We start from the raw sequence: 17,400 nt of genomic DNA on the forward strand, positions 1-17,400 counted from the left end.
GTCAGCACTCATTTCTAAATAGCGAATTTATATTATTTTTTTCTCTGGGAATAGAATCCGGTTATCAAAAAACAGCCATTACGGAATATTAAAACCCAATGGAGAAAATCAATCGGCAAAGATGAATTATGAAATTTTCGATGCTGAAAAACTATTTTTAACCAGCTTTTTTAACGATCTGAGGCCACTTTACAGTGGCCTCATATATAAGAATTTCTTATCAGTATTTACTTGCTAGCGAGTAAATCCTTCACTGCATCACCAATGTCTGCCAAGCTGCGAACCGTCTTCACGCCAGCCGCTTCCAGAGCAGCAAATTTTTCGTCAGCGGTTCCTTTACCACCAGCGATAATAGCGCCAGCATGGCCCATACGCTTACCTTTTGGTGCAGTCACACCTGCAATGTAACCAACAACAGGCTTAGTGACGTGCTCCTTGATATAAGCTGCCGCTTCTTCTTCCGCATTACCACCAATTTCACCAATCATTACGATGGCTTCGGTTTGCGGATCTTCCTGGAACAATTTCAGAATATCGATGAAGTTAGAACCTGGAATTGGGTCACCACCGATACCAACGCAGGTAGATTGCCCTAAACCTGCATCAGTCGTCTGTTTCACTGCTTCATAAGTCAGTGTACCTGAACGGGAAACGATACCGACTTTTCCCGCCTGATGAATGTGACCCGGCATAATACCGATCTTACATTCATCCGGTGTAATAACACCTGGGCAGTTAGGGCCGATCATACGAACACCTGCTTCATCCAGCTTCACTTTAACCGTTAGCATATCCAGCGTCGGGATGCCTTCAGTAATCGTGATGATCAGTTTGATACCTGCGTCAATAGCTTCCAGAATGGAATCTTTACAGAAAGGCGCTGGAACATAGATAACAGAAGCCGTTGCCCCTGTTGCTTCCACCGCTTCACGAACGGTATTGAAAACAGGTAATCCCAGATGCTCAGTACCGCCCTTACCCGGCGTTACTCCACCAACCATTTGGGTGCCATAGGCAATCGCTTGTTCTGAATGGAAAGTACCTTGGCTGCCGGTAAAACCTTGACAGATAACTTTGGTGTTTTTATCGATTAAAATAGACATTATTTTGCCCCCACTGCTGCTACTGCTTGCTTAGCTGCGTCTGTCAGGCTGGTTGCCGCAATGATATTTAAACCACTGTCAGCCAGTTTTTTCGCTCCCAGCTCAGCATTATTCCCTTCCAAACGAACAACAACCGGTACGTGAACACCAACTTCTTCCACTGCACCAATAATACCGTCAGCAATCAGGTCACAACGGACGATACCACCAAAGATGTTAACCAATACCGCTTTCACATTTTCATCTGACAGAATGATTTTAAACGCTTCTGTAACACGTTCTTTAGTTGCGCCACCACCTACATCAAGGAAGTTTGCTGGTGCACCACCATGCAATTTAACGATATCCATCGTTCCCATTGCCAGGCCCGCACCGTTTACCATGCAGCCAATATTGCCATCCAGTGCGACATAGTTCAGTTCCCACTGTGCCGCCTGAGCTTCACGCGGATCTTCCTGAGATGGGTCATGCATTTCACGCAGTTCAGCCTGACGGAACAGTGCGTTGCCATCAGCGCCTAATTTGCCATCCAGACAAATCAGATCACCTTGAGTCGTGATAACCAATGGGTTAATTTCAACCAGAGCCAGATCGCGCTCCAGGAACAGGTTTGCCAATCCTAAGAAAATTTTGGTGAACTGACTAATTTGTTTACCGGTTAAACCCAGTTTAAACGCCAGTTCGCGCCCTTGATAAGGCATAGGGCCAGCCAGTGGGTCAATGATGGCTTTATGAATCAGTTCCGGGGTTTCTTCCGCAACTTTTTCAATTTCAACGCCACCTTCAGTAGAGGCCATGAACACTACACGACGCGTACCACGATCAACCACAGCACCAAGATACAGCTCCTTCGCAATATCAGTTGCCCCTTCTACCAAAATCTGGCGAACAGGCTGTCCTTGCGCATCTGTTTGGTAAGTGACCAGACGTTTGCCCAGCCATTGTTCAGCGAAAGCGCGAATTTCTTCTTTACTGTTAACCACTTTCACGCCGCCCGCTTTACCGCGACCGCCAGCGTGAACCTGACACTTAACCACCCAGGGGCCAGCGCCGATTTTAGATGCAGCTTCTTCTGCTTCACGCGGTGTCGTGCAGGCGTAACCAGCCGGAGCGGGCAAACCATACCGTGCAAAAAGCTGTTTTGCCTGATACTCGTGTAAATTCATGATGTTCTATCCATAGTTAGTCTGAGAAGAGCAAATTAGCGAATTGCTCCCTTATTTTTTTGTTGCTCTGGATATAGCCAATCTCTAAAGATTGGCTGTTCATATACATTTGTTTACTTCAGACCGGGCAGATATTAGCGCGTATCTGCCCTATTATGTTGCTATACGTCCAACAGCAAACGTGCGGGATCTTCCAGCATTTCTTTGATGGTCACCAGGAAGCCTACAGACTCACGTCCATCAATCAGACGGTGGTCATAAGACAGTGCCAGATACATCATAGGAAGGATCACTACCTGACCATCAACCGCCATTGGCCGATCTTTAATGGCATGCATGCCAAGAATCGCACTCTGAGGTGGGTTAATGATTGGTGTAGACATTAAAGAGCCGAATACACCGCCATTGGTAATCGTGAAATTACCGCCAGTCAGCTCTTCCACAGTCAATTTGCCGTCGCGGCCTTTGATAGCCAGCTCTTTAATGCGTTTTTCAAGATCAGCCATGCTCAACGCATCCGCATCACGCAATACTGGTGTTACCAGCCCACGCGGTGTAGATACGGCAATACTGATATCGAAATAATTGTGGTAAACCACATCAGTGCCATCAATAGAAGCGTTCACTTCTGGATAGCGTTTCAATGCTTCAACCACAGCTTTTACATAGAAAGACATAAAGCCCAGACGTACTCCGTGACGTTTTTCAAACGCATCACCATACTGCTTACGCATATCCTGAATTGGCTTCATGTTAACTTCGTTGAACGTTGTCAACATCGCAGTGTTGTTTTTTGCTTCTAACAGGCGTTCAGCCACGCGCTTACGCAGGCGAGTCATCGGAACCCGTTTTTCGCTACGATGTGGCAACAAAGAATCCTGAGTAGAAAGAGAAAGTGGAATTGCTGATGATGGATTATCTGCTTTTTCGTTATTAGCCAAGTATTTTTCCACGTCTTCACGGATGATACGTCCACCAACGCCACTACCTTTAATCGCACTGGCATCAAGATCGTGTTCTGCAATCAGGCGACGAACCGCCGGGCTGAGCGCATCATTGCTCTCTTCTTCTAAACTCGCAGTTTGACGTTTTGCTGAAGTTGCTTCAGTTTTCTCTTTAACTTCTGTCGGCTTACCCGTGCTATCCCCCAAACGGATACGACCCAGAAGCTGACGAGACAGAACTGTTGCATCTTTAACTTCTAAAATGGCCTCCAAAATGCCTGCTTCACTGGCAGGGACTTCTAGTACAACTTTGTCCGTTTCGATTTCAACCAGTACTTCATCACGCTCAACATAGTCACCCTCTTTTTTGTGCCAGATTGCAACAGTGGCATCAGCAACAGATTCAGGCAAATCAGGAACCAGAATATCTACGCTACTCATTTTCTATCCTTTATTTATTCGACGTTCAGTGCGTCATTAACCAGCTCTTGCTGTTGCTGCTGGTGAACTGACATATATCCAACTGCCGGGGAAGCAGAGGCAGGACGACCTGCATAACGTAAAGAAGCCCCGAACGGGATCACTTCACGGAAGTTGTGCTGACTGCAATACCAGGCCCCTTGGTTTAATGGCTCTTCCTGGCACCAGACAAAATCGTGCACATGGGCGTACTGTTCCAGTGCTGACTGAACATCCTGATGAGGGAATGGATACAGTTGCTCAACACGTACAATAGCAACATCTGTTTGTTCATTTTTACGGCGTTGTTCCAGCAGGTCGTAGTAAACTTTACCTGAACAGAGCACAACCCGTTTCACCTCTTTCGCATCTAACTCATCAACTTCACCGATCACCGTCTGGAATTTACCGTTAGCCAATTCATCCAAACTGGATACAGCCAATGGATGACGTAACAATGATTTCGGTGACATCACGATCAACGGACGACGCATACCGCGTAGAGCCTGACGGCGGAGCATATGATAGACCTGAGCCGGCGTGGACGGCACACAAACCTGCATGTTCTGTTCTGCACACAGTTGCAAATAACGTTCCAGACGAGCGGAAGAGTGTTCAGGCCCCTGACCTTCATAGCCATGAGGTAGAAGCATAACCAAGCCACACATACGGCCCCATTTCTGCTCACCAGAACTGATGAACTGGTCAATAACCACCTGTGCACCGTTAGCAAAATCACCGAACTGTGCTTCCCAGATTGTCAGAGCGCGAGGTTCCGTTGTGGCATAACCATACTCAAACGCCAATACCGCTTCTTCAGACAGAACAGAGTCCCAAACATCGAATGCGCCCTGACCGTTATGAACGTTCTCCAGAGGAACATAAACAGAACCATTAGCCTGATTATGGATAACAGCATGACGATGGAAGAAAGTACCACGGCCCGCATCTTCACCAGACAACCGCACCGGAATCCCTTCATCAACCAAAGTCGCATAAGCCAACGTTTCTGCCGCACCCCAGTCAAATAGTTTATCGCCGTTCGCCATCTCTGCGCGGTCGTGATAAATTTTTGCGACTCGCGAGTGCATTTCCACTTTTTCAGGGACAGAGCTGATACGTCTGCCGAGATCTTGCAAACGCTTAATATCGACTTTATGTGGATATTCTTCATCCCATTCGTGATTGAGATAAGGCTCCCATGTGAAGGAATGCAGCCCCATTGAACGCCACTCTTCAACGACACAATCGCCACGGTCGAGAGCATCACGGTACAGATTAACCATCTCAATCACATCATCGACTGCTACCAGATTCTCAGCAACCAGCTTATCCGCATAGATTTTACGTGGAGTTGGGTGTTTCTTAATTTTCTGATACATCATTGGCTGAGTGGCACTTGGCTCATCAGCTTCGTTATGGCCATGACGGCGGTAACATACCAGATCGATCATTACGTCACGTTTAAAGGCATTACGAAAATCTAAAGCCAGACGGGTAACAAATGCCACCGCTTCTGGATCGTCTGCATTAACGTGGAAAATGGGTGCCTGTACCATTTTGATGATATCGGTACAGTATTGTGTTGAACGGGCATCTTTCGGATTAGACGTTGTAAAACCAATCTGGTTGTTGATTACGATACGAATTGTACCGCCAACTTCATAACCGCGAGCCTGAGACATATTCAGGGTTTCCTGCACAACCCCTTGACCAGTAACCGCAGCATCACCGTGGATAGTGATTGGCAGAACCATATTGCTACGGCCTTCATCCAAGCGATCACGACGGGCGCGCACTGAACCGATAACCACCGGGCTGACAATCTCAAGGTGAGATGGGTTAAATGCCAGTGCCAAATGAACCTTTTCACCTTCGGTTGCAAAGTCAGACGAGAAACCTTGATGGTATTTCACGTCGCCAGTTCCAAGGTGTTCTTTATGTTTACCCGCAAACTCATCAAATAAATCAGCGGGTTTTTTACCTAAGATATTAACCAGAACATTTAGGCGACCACGATGAGCCATCCCCAGCACAACTTCCCGTGTGTCATGTTTACCTGCATGGCGGATAAGATCTTTCAACATTGGGATTAGGGCATCACCACCCTCAAGAGAGAAACGCTTCGCTCCCGGAAACTTCGCTCCCAGATAACGTTCCAAGCCTTCGGCTGCCGTCAGTTCTGCCAAAAAGCGCCGCTTTTCCTCTGCGCTAAACTGAGAGCTGACAGTAACAGATTCCAGACGTTGCTGAATCCAACGTTTTTCTTCCGTATTGGTGATATGCATGTACTCAGCACCGATAGAACCGCAATAAGTGCGTTTCAGCGCTTCATACAAATCAGCCAGCTTCATCGTTTCTTTGCCGATAGCAAAAGAACCTACGTTAAATGTTTCTGCAAAATCAGCTTCCGTCAGATTATGGAAAGCAGGATCTAAATCAGGAACATTATCCTGTTTCCATAATCCTAACGGGTCAAGATTAGCGTTTTGATGGCCGCGGAAGCGGAATGCGTTAATAAGCTGCAAAACTTTAACTTGTTTTGCATCCATTGCCGGATCGCTGACAGATGAGTGATAACGCGTAGTATCTTTCGCAAGGCGGCGAAAGTAATCACGCGTCTGCGAGTGGAGTTGTTCACCGTGTAGTCCCGCATTCGGCAATTGTTGAAAAATTTCTTTCCAACTTGCATCAACGGAGTTTGGATCGGTTATATAGTCTTCATAGACTTGCTCTATGTAAGACTGGTTTGAACCAGCTAAGAAGCTCGAATCTAGCCAGTCCTTCATTGCGCCGTTCTGCATTGTGATCCCTTAAGCTTTAAAAGCTTTAGTTTTCGCCGTGGTTAACTGACCGCTTAAGTGCGGTATCGATAAAAGGTTCATTTGGACGTGCTTTATGCATGTTCTATTTTGGGTTTCGGAACCCTTCAAGGAACCTTTGAAAACCGTTAAATGGTTTTTAAAGGTTCCTTGCCTCAAAGCTTTAGTCATCATTCGCAGTTGGCAACTCACAATTCTTAATTCTTTGTGCCCTCCGCAGATAAAACTTCACGGAGGGCGAACCAATTATGCACTATGTTTTAACAACATAGACTTAATATGGCCGATAGCTTTTGTCGGATTCAGTCCTTTAGGGCACACACTGACACAGTTCATGATGCTATGGCAGCGGAAGACACTGAAAGCATCATTCAGATTATCTAATCGTGAATCTGTTTCAGTATCGCGGCTGTCAATCAGGAAGCGATAAGCTGCCAGCAAGCCCGCAGGTCCGATAAATTTATCCGGATTCCACCAAAATGACGGACAAGATGTTGAACAACATGCACACAGAATACACTCGTACAGACCATCCAGTTTTTCCCTTTGTGCAGGTGACTGTAAATGCTCACGAGCCGGCGGGTTTTTACCATCATTCAGCAAATATGGGCGAATCTTCTCATATTGTGCATAAAATTGCCCCATATCGACAACCAGGTCACGGATAACCGGTAAACCGGGTAGAGGACGGATAACAATTTTCTTGCGACCACGCCGCAAAGCCGAAACAGGTGTAATACAGGCCAGACCGTTTTTACCATTCATGTTAAGGCCATCAGAACCACAAACACCTTCGCGGCAAGAACGACGAAAAGAGAGTGTTGGGTCCAGCTCTTTAAGCTGGATTAACGCATCCAGCAACATCATGTCACGCCCTTCTTCTGCTTCCAGCGTGTAATCCTGCATACGAGGAGCGCTGTCAACATCCGGGTTGTAACGATAAATCGAAAATTCAAGTTTCATAATCTATTCCTCCGCAACTGGATTATTCAGCAACTCATTAGTAAGTACGCGCTTTCGGTGGGAATGCTTCACGCAGTTTTGGCTGCATGTTGACATTACGACGAGTCATAGTTTCAGTTTGCGGTAGATAGAGGGTATGACATAACCAGTTCGCATCATCACGATCCGGATAGTCGAAACGACTGTGAGCACCACGACTCTCAGTACGGAAATTAGCAGCAACAGCTGTAGAAAATGCCGTTTCCATCAGATTATCAAGCTCTAAACACTCAATACGTTGGGTATTAAACTCTGCCGAGGTGTCATCCAAACGTGCACTTTTCAGACGCTCACGGATAACTTTCAGCTCTTCCAAACCCTTCGCCATTGCATCACCTTCACGGAATACAGAGAAGTTGTTCTGCATACAAGCCTGTAAATCTTTACGAATTTTAACTGGATCTTCACCAGTACGGCTGTTATTCCAACGGTTCAAACGTTGCATTGATGCTTCAATATCAGATTCACTGGCTTCGCGGCTGGTACCCTGCTCCATCAGAGACTCTTTCAGGTGCAAACCGGCAGAACGGCCAAACACCACTAAGTCCAACAGCGAGTTACCACCCAAACGATTTGCGCCATGAACCGATACACAAGCAATTTCACCCACAGCGAACAAGCCCGGAATAACAACATCTTCGCCTTTCTCGTTAATAGTCAGTGCCTGACCAGTAACTTTAGTCGGGATTCCCCCCATCATATAGTGACAAGTTGGAATAACCGGAATCGGTTCTTTTACCGGATCAACGTGAGCGAAAGTACGTGACAGTTCGAGAATGCCCGGCAGACGAGACTCCAACACCTCTTTGCCCAAATGATCCAATTTTAACTTAGCATGAGGGCCCCAAGGACCGTCACAACCACGACCTTCGCGGATTTCGATCATAATGGAACGTGCAACCACATCACGACCAGCCAGATCTTTGGCGTTTGGCGCGTAACGTTCCATAAAGCGCTCGCCATCCTTATTGAGCAAATAACCACCTTCACCACGGCAACCTTCTGTTACCAGGACACCCGCTCCTGCAATACCGGTTGGGTGGAATTGCCACATTTCCATATCCTGCACAGGTACACCTGCACGCAGCGCCATACCTACACCATCGCCGGTATTAATATGGGCATTAGTTGTAGATTGGTAAATACGGCCAGCACCACCTGTCGCTAAAATAGTTGCCTTCGCTTTGAAATAAACGACTTCGCCAGTTTCAATGCTGATAGCAGTGCAACCAACAATACTGCCATCCTGATTTTTAACCAGATCCAACGAATACCATTCAGAAAAAATAGTGGTGTGATTTTTTAAGTTTTGCTGATACAGGGTGTGCAGCAGTGCATGACCAGTACGGTCTGCTGCTGCAGCTGTACGTGCGGCTTGTTCACCACCAAAGTTTTTTGACTGGCCACCAAATGGACGCTGATAAATACGACCGTCATCCAGACGGGAGAATGGCAATCCCATGTGTTCCAGCTCCAGAATTGCCTCTGGACCGGTCTTACACATGTATTCAATCGCATCCTGGTCACCGATATAGTCAGAACCTTTCACCGTGTCATACATGTGCCATTCCCAGTTATCTTCGTGGGAGTTGCCCAACGCAACGGTGATACCACCTTGCGCGGATACCGTATGAGAACGGGTTGGGAATACTTTAGAAATCAAAGCACAGGATAATCCCATCTGTGAAATTTGCAGTGCGGCGCGCATACCAGCCCCACCCGCACCAATAACGACTGCATCAAACTCTCTTACTGGCAGTTTCATCTATACACCCCACACCACAATTGTTCCGTAAATTAAGTAAGCCATCAGTGCAACGACAATCGCCAGTTGCAACACCAAACGCAGTGCCAGCGGCTTTACATAGTCAGTCAGTACTTGCCACATACCAATCCAGGCGTGAGCCAGAATGGAAAACAGTGCCAGCACCGTGAAGACTTTTGTGATGGATGATGAAAAGAAACTCCGCCAGACTTCATAAGTGATGTCCGACGTTACAGTAACAAAGCCCAAAATATAGATAACATATAGAACAATAATGATTGCGGACGCGCGCAACAATAACCAATCATGGATACCCGTGCGACCCAATGCAGATGCATTACTTACCATACCAGTACTCCAGCCAAAATCGACAAAATAACAGCAAGCACGATTGCCACTTTGGCAGAAGCACTACCGACTGCTAGGTTTTCTTCCAGATAACCGAAATCCATCAACAGATGGCGGATACCTCCACAAATATGGTAAGCCAGTGCGGTCAGAATACCCCACACAATAAACTTAGCAAAAAAGCTCGTCATAATATCGGCGGCTTGCTGAAAACCTTCTTGCGAGGAAAGAGACATCCCTAACAACCAGAGGAGAATTCCTACTGCTATGAAAGTGATGACGCCAGAGACACGGTGCAAGATCGAGGCTACTGCAGAGACTGGGAAGTGTATCGTCTGCAAATCAAGGTTGACAGGTCTTTGTTTTTTCACAATTTTGCCCACACAGCTCTTTTATTATTTTCCTTCCTCCGGACCTGGGCGGAAATCAGACAGCGATAAGGGGATACAAAGACACAACATTTAATCAAGCGATAGATCCTTCATGTTAAAAAATGTTGTGATTTGGTTACGCTGGGTGCTCCTACAGCAGGGTAATCCGGAGACCTGGCGGCAGTATATGTGCTTCACATTATTATTACAATTCCAACACAATATGATTAGCTACATTTCCACTGAACAGTGATTAAGATCACGATTCAAACATATTGCACAAAATTAATTATCTTGTTTGACAAACTTTAAACATTTATCTTACATATATAGTTGAAAACACTTTTGAGATTGATTTCCGATAAGAGGAAAGACTTCCCGAAAAGCTAAAGTTATGTAACTGTGTAGTCCGCACAAATCATAATTGTTTTTGTAGTCAGGACATAAAACATAACACTCAAAAACTCGCTAACAACCTAAAAGCCATTGTTGCCCGGGGTGAAATTTCAGCCTTAAATGTGATATTGACCTGATTTCAGATTTTCTCCGGTAACACAATGTCATGGAGACACAGTATAAGAGCCTATTCCAATAGGCATCATTGGCGTAGGTCATTCTGGTCAATAAATTATGGGCGTTACTGCGTGCAGAAACCTGAATATGTACGGCAGTATGTGAGAAGAGATTCTCTGATAAATCGCTCACTTGCGCGGACCACACTAAGGTGCATTCAAAAGTTACCACTTTTGGCAGAGCACTGCTCAGGTCCGCTCTTGACCACAAAGAATGGCAAACAGAATAGCCTGATGAGATAGACTTTACACCGTGTCTTTCCGCCTCGGTTGTTAATAGTTATAAAAATGAAAGCGCTAAGGAGACTGTAATGGCAGATAACAAAGCAACGCTAACCCCAGATGGTACAGTTGCTATTGAATTGGATGTGCTAACACCTACCCTGGGGTCTAAAGTCATCGATGTTCGTACTCTCGGCTCCGAAGGTTTTTTTACCTACGACCCTGGTTTTACTTCAACAGCATCTTGTGAATCCAAGATTACCTACATTGATGGCAACGAAGGCGTATTACTTCACCGTGGTTTTCCTATCGACCAACTGGCGACAAAATCCAATTACCTGGAAGTCTGCTATATCCTGCTGTATGGCGAAACACCAACACAAGAGCAGTTTGATAAATTCCGAAAAACCATTACTCGCCATACTATGATCCACGAACAGATCCATCGTCTATTCAACGGTTTCCGCCGTGATTCTCATCCGATGGCAGTATTGTGTGGTGTTACGGGTGCTTTGGCTGCTTTCTATCACGATGCTCTGGATGTGAACAATCCGCGCCACCGTGACATTACTGCCTATCGTCTGCTGTCCAAAATGCCAACAGTAGCAGCAATGTGCTACAAATACTCTATTGGTCAGCCATTCGTTTATCCACGCAATGATCTTTCCTATGCAGGCAATTTCCTGCACATGATGTTCTCCACACCATGCGAAGAATACAAGGTGAACCCTATACTAGAGCGTGCTATGGATCGTATCTTTATTCTACACGCCGATCATGAACAGAACGCATCTACCTCTACAGTACGCACTGCGGGTTCTTCCGGTGCTAACCCATTTGCCTGCATTGCCGCGGGTATCGCTTCACTTTGGGGACCGGCCCATGGTGGAGCAAACGAAGCTTGCTTACGTATGCTGGAAGAAATCCAGTCGGTTGAACACATTCCTGAATTTATTGCACGCGCCAAAGACAAAAACGACGCTTTCCGCCTGATGGGATTTGGTCATCGCGTTTACAAAAACTATGACCCACGCGCGACAGTTATGCGTGAAACCTGCCACGAGGTGCTAGATGAGCTCGGGCTGAATGACAGTCTGCTGGAAGTTGCTATGGAGCTTGAACGTATCGCTCTGCACGACCCATATTTTATTGAGAAGAAACTGTATCCGAACGTGGATTTCTACTCTGGCATCATCCTGAAAGCAATGGGTATTCCATCCACGATGTTCACTGTCATTTTTGCAATTGCCCGAACCATCGGCTGGATCGCCCATTGGAACGAAATGCATGATGACGGTGTGAAAATCGCCCGTCCTCGTCAACTCTACACTGGCTATACACAGCGCGATTTCAAAAGCCAGTTGGAAAAATAATAATTAAATCCAATTACGATAAGGGCAAAGCTCTAACCTGAGAGTTAGAGCTTTCATTTAATTGGGCAAATTATTCGGTAAAATTTGCCGGTAATACAGTCACTACTGAAATCATCTAAAAATTGATCTCACTATCTTCCTTGTGTATGCTCGTTTTAAGAGCAGGTACTAAACGACCCTGTTCTCTAAATTATCGAACGTAGCCCCCGCTTGCGTGTGTAGCTGGATCACTGAGATCAAAATTCACAATTCTATGAAGCGGATAGAACAATGCTAGTTTTAAAAAGTTTGTAAAAACTTTGAAGCCCGCCTTCGGTGGGCTTCGCTTATTTTTGACTAACGCATAAACCGAATCAAACCGGGTTTGGAATATCGATAAAAGTGACATCTAACCCATAATTATCCGCCAACCACTCACCTAAAGCCTTAATACCATAGCGTTCAGTAGCATGATGACCAGCGGCATAAAAATGCAATCCCATTTCACGGGCAATATGAACCGTCTGTTCTGAAGCTTCACCGGTAATAAAGGCATCAACACCGAATTCAGCCGCCTGCTGAATAAAACTCTGGCCACCACCGGTACACCAGGCAAGAGTGCGAATCTCTGCGGGTGCGTTATCGCCCACATGCAACGCTTTGCGGCCAAGCGCCAGTTCAATACGTGTAGCTAACTCTGCTGGCGTCATTGGCTGTTCAAATTCACCATGTGGTACAAATGTATCAATTAGTCCAACAACTTTTGCTCCAATCTTATGAGCCAGTTGTGCGTTATTTCCCAGTAATGAATGAGCATCAAGCGGCAGATGATAGCCATATAAATTTATATCATTACTGAGTAACGTTTTCAGACGATGACGTTTCATATTACGAATCACGACCGGCTCATTTTTCCAAAAATAGCCATGATGAACAATAACCGCATCAGCCTGATAGCGAACTGCTTCATCCAATAAAGCCTGGCAAGCTGTAACACCAGTAACGACCCGCTGAATATGAGCACGCCCTTCAACCTGTAAGCCATTGGGCGCATAATCCTGAAACTCTCTGATATGCAATTCTTCATTAATTACGCTTTCCAGTTCAATATTATGCATCATATCCGTCCTATATTTTAATTGCGTGGAAGTAACATACTCATCCACACCCGCTATAGTAAATAGGCTTAATTGATTTTTCTGATCTCTGATAAAACAAAACGCCTTGCCAGAATCAACGGACAAGGCGTCAAACTATTTATCAACGGCGGAAAACCAAGTTAACCTGATTTCCCGCTAACCAAACATTAATTATTTCTGACTGTAATAACCAACTCTGATTGCGCTAACCATACTGGCTTATCACTGGTTTTTATCCATACACGGTATAAATAACTGTAAAAACGCGTGCGATCACGGCGGAACAACATAACCGGTAGCGCCAACACACCTAACGTCACAGCACTGATACGACGTAAGAGAACCTGATGCCAAGGGTATTTACGATATACAGACATATAGACCCTCCTTTAAAAAGACTCCGCTTTTTTGCAGAACCTCAAAAACAACAACCTGTAAATTGTCTAAAATTTTATCGGATAAAATGAAAATTTACCACTTTCAATCCCCCTTTTTAGTGTTATTTATCGTTATTTTTTCCACTATATGTAATTTCATTACAAAAAATATGATAAGAATGTAATATTTAAAACAAATTATGAACATTTTATTAACGACAAGTGAAAATATTAGTAATAAACAATACCAAAGTCCGGCGTTTTGATTCCTGACTGGCTAATAGTCATCGTCAAAATCAAGATCTCCTATAATCGCTTTGTTAACATCAAACCTATTGCTTTTATTAATCAATCTAGTAATCCATTCCGAATAACAGAACTTGTTTTTATTTTTGGAGATAAAATAAGCTTCATATATTTCATTTGAATTTAAATTTGTATCTTCATACATGACTCTAAATATAAGCCAAATCACATTACAATCTAGAGATCCCATTGTTATATATCCTACGTTATATCCATCATTAGGGGTTTAAATCCCGTAGACCGAATGTAAACTATGTGGAGTTCCATTAGCATAAATTCATTTTGGTTTTCCTTTAATAAATAATTAATGTTTGATGATACTATTACATTGACCATAGTTAGGTACATATCCTATTAATTTTATTTCCAACTTATCTTTACTATTAATTAATTTAGGTAGATTATCATCAAAACAGAAAGCCTCTTTTTTTTATCAAAAAAATAATAATCATAGGAGAACCATTCACCAGATATCCCACTTTGAGGTGACTCATATCCAACCTCACCGACGATCCATGTTAAATCTCTCATATGAAAAACCCTAACTAGTTTATAACCAAAACATGATGAATAATTTCCAGCATATTTAGATTTAAATTTTTTCTCAGGAATCAAAACTTGATTATCTGAAAATGCAACCATATTACAACGTGCGTATCCCTCTCCTTTTTTTTCTTTGTTCTCAGTGCTGTATAAAAACGGTACTATATACCAGTCTGGCTTACTATATATCTTATTTATTTTTCCATTATAAATATAATATTCATTATAACCGTTTTCTTGAACACCTTTAGATATCTCAGAATATTTAACAATTGAAAGAGGCAAAGGTGAAAAGTCTCTTGATATATAAGAAGAAATACTATGCATGACCATTCTGCTAACAGCGGGTGGTAATAAAGCCTCTTCTCCATGTACAGATAAAGAAATAAACAACAAAACCGTGAAAATATTTTTCTTCATATTATACCTTCAATGATCGTGATTGTCTGGCGTAGTCAACAATTACATTTATCTCTCGATTTCCTCTTCTAACAGATATAGTTTCTATTTCAGATGTCTTTAACATATCTGACAAATATAAATATACTTGTTATCTTTCAAGTTGCCTCTTTGTTGGCTGCACTCACCCCGGTCACATAGTCATCTATGCTCCCGGGGATTCGCTCCCCCATTAACTAAAATAGAACAACATCCAATAGACTCATTATTCAACCCTTGGTCACACACCCTATTTATACTAGTTTTCCATGCTTCTTGCCTAGAGTTTCTATGTTCTTTAGACACCCAGTGAAAACCACCCGAATCGATAGAAAAATATTCATTTGATGAGATATCATCAGGATCGAATAGTGGATACCATTGTTTATCTAGTGACTCATCCACATATGTTTCCTCTCTACCGGTTCGTCTATTAACTTTTTTTCTTCTCGGGTCTGACCAATAATGAGTAGAAAGTGAGTAATGAATCTCATCGGATCAAAATGCCATATTCTGATCTTACACAGAAAAATATATCCTCTGTTGCAGAGAACACTCTGCTCACAGAAAAACAAAGTAAAAAAACAGTAATAAAGATATAAACCGAATCATATTCTTCTCCTCCTATTAACTTACAGTTACTAACTATGCCTGTTAAATATCTCAGCACATACCAGGCATAATTTAATACAGATTAATCTATTAGCTAAAATCACAATTAATCGTCATTGTCATAAATAAATCTGTTACCTTATTTAAAAAATCAATTCTTTTTTTATCCGAATATTTTATTGGGTCGGGGTAATACTCAGCGGCATAATTATCTTGAGAATAAAAAAACAATGTTCTCATCACACTATAAGGTTTATCCTTCTTATCAAGAAAAATGATATCTGACATAACCATTGCACCTTTACGCCGAGGGAATGTTTTTATTTCCACCTTATATTTCATATTAAAAACATAGTTAAATTTATTATTTTTACCATATGAATCTTTTAATGAATTATTTATTTCATCTATGTCATAGCTATATTTTTTACTTACATCATCCCATTTTATATAACCAATGCCACCTGATGGATATGCCGCACCAGACAAATTAAAATAATCTTTTACCCCATTGTAAACAAGAGGCACTAGATTATATCTACAATCATTTTTAACAGAAGCTTTTTTTAACGATTTTAAATTAAAAACCCCGCTGTCAAATTCAATGGTATAACAGTAATCTATCTTTTCTGCATAAGCAGAAAATGAAAGTGCAGTTAATATCAATGCAAATAACATATTCAATTTCATATAATTCACCATCATTCTATGGGCTTAAAATTATTGGGTTTTACGATAGAGTCATTTAATGCATATAATGCATGCTCGAAGCAAGGCCATCTGACATCATCCAACCCATGATCACCGCCATTCACGCATTTAGTAATGGCTTTTACATCATCATATGAAGCCCCCTTATCAGCCCAATAATGAAGACTTAAACTCCCCCAGGATATTCTCCTCCCATTATGTTCTCTCATCCTTTGTTTATGTATCCAATAAAATCCGCCCGTATCACAAGCATAATAGGCATTACTGGCAAGAGTGGCAGCTCCTGCATCTGTCAAGAATTTTTCAGCATCCCCTTTATATTTTCCGTAAAGCTCATAATTTTTTCTGCCAGTCGTTTGTATAATCCCTCTTCCTTTAAATCGTTTTCCATCCCCCACAAGCGTATTTCCCAATGTTCCTGCCAGATCATTCATTTCTTTACCAGCATAATCCTTTTTGGGTTCATATTTATTAAAATAATTATCTAACCCATACTCAACAACCACTTCCAACCGACCCGTCTCACAAAAAATTTGGGATAAAAAGTGTGCAATTCTTAAAGACGAAAGATTAAAACCATAATTAGTAATAACTCTGGATAAGCTCTCTTTTATATTTTCCGGACGGATAATCACATTATCTTTATTATTTTTACTTTGTAAAATACGAGTCATAACACTCTCTTTACTTAAAAAGTCTCCCTCTTTATGTGTCTTGCTATTTTTAACACTTTCTCTGATAACTCTAATTAAATCTCCTTCCCCTAACCACCCACACTTCCTAAAGTGAGTAATAAACCTCCTCGGATCAAAATGCCACACCTTGCCGGATGGTAATCCTGCCATATCAATACATAGCGCCTTAACATGAGCGATAAACTTATCCCAGTCCTCCTCCGACATCGGCTCATCCAGCACATCATTAGGCAATTTCAGCCAGTTAAAACGGGTGTCCACGATCTCAGCATCCCACTCAAACGCAAAATGACAAATCGTGTAACTCAGGTCTGCTCGTGGCTCGGTTTCTGCGTTAAGTTCGGCCAGTAACGTCGGGGAATGGCACTGACTATTGCTGTCGCTGTCATCATCTATCAACTGCCACCCCATCCAGTGAGGAAAATCCGCATCACTGAATTTCTTCACCTCGCT

15 protein-coding genes are annotated in these 17,400 nt (G+C 43.1%); 1 reads left to right on the plus strand and 14 read right to left on the minus strand.

The features are described 5' to 3' along the window. Positions 1–227 precede the first annotated feature (227 nt). The 8 genes from sucD to sdhC form a co-directional block, all read right to left on the minus strand. Positions 228–1,103, minus strand: coding sequence for a succinate--CoA ligase subunit alpha (gene sucD, locus BO26_RS19490; protein WP_036774427.1), 876 nt, complete (start codon positions 1,101–1,103; stop codon positions 228–230). Next, complete coding sequence (gene sucC, locus BO26_RS19495; protein ID WP_036774428.1) at positions 1,103–2,269, minus strand: ADP-forming succinate--CoA ligase subunit beta; 1,167 nt, start codon at positions 2,267–2,269, stop codon at positions 1,103–1,105. Before sucC ends, sucD begins: the two co-directional genes overlap by 1 nt. Before the next feature lie 161 nt (positions 2,270–2,430). Next, the gene (odhB, locus tag BO26_RS19500; RefSeq protein ID WP_036774430.1) at positions 2,431–3,654 is read right to left on the minus strand and encodes a 2-oxoglutarate dehydrogenase complex dihydrolipoyllysine-residue succinyltransferase; all 1,224 of its coding nucleotides are present in this window, start codon (positions 3,652–3,654) and stop codon (positions 2,431–2,433) included. Positions 3,655–3,668: 14 nt separating this feature from the next. Further along, positions 3,669–6,476 (minus strand): 2-oxoglutarate dehydrogenase E1 component, encoded by a 2,808-nt coding sequence (sucA, locus tag BO26_RS19505; protein ID WP_036774431.1) that lies wholly within the window; start codon positions 6,474–6,476, stop codon positions 3,669–3,671. A gap of 264 nt (positions 6,477–6,740) precedes the next feature. Then, positions 6,741–7,457, minus strand: a complete 717-nt coding sequence (locus BO26_RS19510; protein WP_036774432.1) for a succinate dehydrogenase iron-sulfur subunit — start codon at positions 7,455–7,457, stop codon at positions 6,741–6,743. Between the two features lie 37 nt (positions 7,458–7,494). Continuing rightward, positions 7,495–9,261, minus strand: coding sequence for a succinate dehydrogenase flavoprotein subunit (sdhA, locus tag BO26_RS19515; RefSeq protein ID WP_036774433.1), 1,767 nt, complete (start codon positions 9,259–9,261; stop codon positions 7,495–7,497). Continuing rightward, positions 9,262–9,609 (minus strand): succinate dehydrogenase membrane anchor subunit, encoded by a 348-nt coding sequence (gene sdhD / locus BO26_RS19520; RefSeq protein WP_036774434.1) that lies wholly within the window; start codon positions 9,607–9,609, stop codon positions 9,262–9,264. Further along, positions 9,603–9,992, minus strand: a complete 390-nt coding sequence (sdhC, locus tag BO26_RS19525; RefSeq protein ID WP_015835106.1) for a succinate dehydrogenase cytochrome b556 subunit — start codon at positions 9,990–9,992, stop codon at positions 9,603–9,605. The genes sdhD and sdhC overlap by 7 nt, the downstream gene beginning before the upstream one ends. 871 nt (positions 9,993–10,863) lie before the next feature. Here sdhC and BO26_RS19530 point away from each other — a divergent pair. Continuing rightward, positions 10,864–12,147 carry a citrate synthase gene (locus BO26_RS19530; RefSeq protein WP_036774435.1) on the plus strand — a complete coding sequence of 428 codons (1,284 nt, stop codon included), beginning with the start codon at positions 10,864–10,866 and terminating at the stop codon, positions 12,145–12,147. Positions 12,148–12,500: 353 nt separating this feature from the next. Here BO26_RS19530 and BO26_RS19535 read toward each other — a convergent pair whose 3' ends face one another. From BO26_RS19535 to BO26_RS19565, 6 genes are all read right to left on the minus strand, one after another. Beyond that, positions 12,501–13,244, minus strand: coding sequence for a type 2 GTP cyclohydrolase I (locus BO26_RS19535; protein WP_036774436.1), 744 nt, complete (start codon positions 13,242–13,244; stop codon positions 12,501–12,503). Between the two features lie 188 nt (positions 13,245–13,432). Further along, entirely contained in the window at positions 13,433–13,642 is a 210-nt protein-coding gene (locus BO26_RS19540; RefSeq protein WP_015835109.1) for a YbfA family protein, read from the minus strand. Between the two features lie 693 nt (positions 13,643–14,335). Further along, positions 14,336–14,911 carry a hypothetical protein gene (locus tag BO26_RS19550; protein ID WP_036774438.1) on the minus strand — a complete coding sequence of 192 codons (576 nt, stop codon included), beginning with the start codon at positions 14,909–14,911 and terminating at the stop codon, positions 14,336–14,338. A gap of 180 nt (positions 14,912–15,091) precedes the next feature. Further along, positions 15,092–15,334, minus strand: coding sequence for a hypothetical protein (locus BO26_RS23615; protein ID WP_036774439.1), 243 nt, complete (start codon positions 15,332–15,334; stop codon positions 15,092–15,094). Between the two features lie 297 nt (positions 15,335–15,631). After that, positions 15,632–16,231 (minus strand): hypothetical protein, encoded by a 600-nt coding sequence (locus BO26_RS19560; protein ID WP_036774441.1) that lies wholly within the window; start codon positions 16,229–16,231, stop codon positions 15,632–15,634. Between the two features lie 11 nt (positions 16,232–16,242). Continuing rightward, on the minus strand, positions 16,243–17,208 hold the full coding sequence (locus tag BO26_RS19565; protein WP_157835584.1) for a hypothetical protein: 966 nt from the start codon (positions 17,206–17,208) through the stop codon (positions 16,243–16,245). Between the last annotated feature and the right edge of the window lie 192 nt (positions 17,209–17,400).

The sequence above is a fragment of the Photorhabdus australis DSM 17609 genome, assembly GCF_000711895.1.
GTDB lineage: Bacteria > Pseudomonadota > Gammaproteobacteria > Enterobacterales > Enterobacteriaceae > Photorhabdus > Photorhabdus australis.

Excerpts from the sequence above, each read along its gene's own strand:
- sucD (WP_036774427.1), bottom strand. The coding sequence starts at position 1,103 with ATGTCTATTTTAATCGATAAAAACACCAAAGTTATCTGTCAAGGTTTT.
- sucC (WP_036774428.1), bottom strand. The coding sequence starts at position 2,269 with ATGAATTTACACGAGTATCAGGCAAAACAGCTTTTTGCACGGTATGGT.
- odhB (WP_036774430.1), bottom strand. The coding sequence starts at position 3,654 with ATGAGTAGCGTAGATATTCTGGTTCCTGATTTGCCTGAATCTGTTGCT.
- sucA (WP_036774431.1), bottom strand. The coding sequence starts at position 6,476 with ATGCAGAACGGCGCAATGAAGGACTGGCTAGATTCGAGCTTCTTAGCT.
- BO26_RS19510 (WP_036774432.1), bottom strand. The coding sequence starts at position 7,457 with ATGAAACTTGAATTTTCGATTTATCGTTACAACCCGGATGTTGACAGC.
- sdhA (WP_036774433.1), bottom strand. The coding sequence starts at position 9,261 with ATGAAACTGCCAGTAAGAGAGTTTGATGCAGTCGTTATTGGTGCGGGT.
- sdhD (WP_036774434.1), bottom strand. The coding sequence starts at position 9,609 with ATGGTAAGTAATGCATCTGCATTGGGTCGCACGGGTATCCATGATTGG.
- BO26_RS19530 (WP_036774435.1), top strand. The coding sequence starts at position 10,864 with ATGGCAGATAACAAAGCAACGCTAACCCCAGATGGTACAGTTGCTATT.
- BO26_RS19535 (WP_036774436.1), bottom strand. The coding sequence starts at position 13,244 with ATGCATAATATTGAACTGGAAAGCGTAATTAATGAAGAATTGCATATC.
- BO26_RS19540 (WP_015835109.1), bottom strand. The coding sequence starts at position 13,642 with ATGTCTGTATATCGTAAATACCCTTGGCATCAGGTTCTCTTACGTCGT.
- BO26_RS19550 (WP_036774438.1), bottom strand. The coding sequence starts at position 14,911 with ATGAAGAAAAATATTTTCACGGTTTTGTTGTTTATTTCTTTATCTGTA.
- BO26_RS19560 (WP_036774441.1), bottom strand. The coding sequence starts at position 16,231 with ATGAAATTGAATATGTTATTTGCATTGATATTAACTGCACTTTCATTT.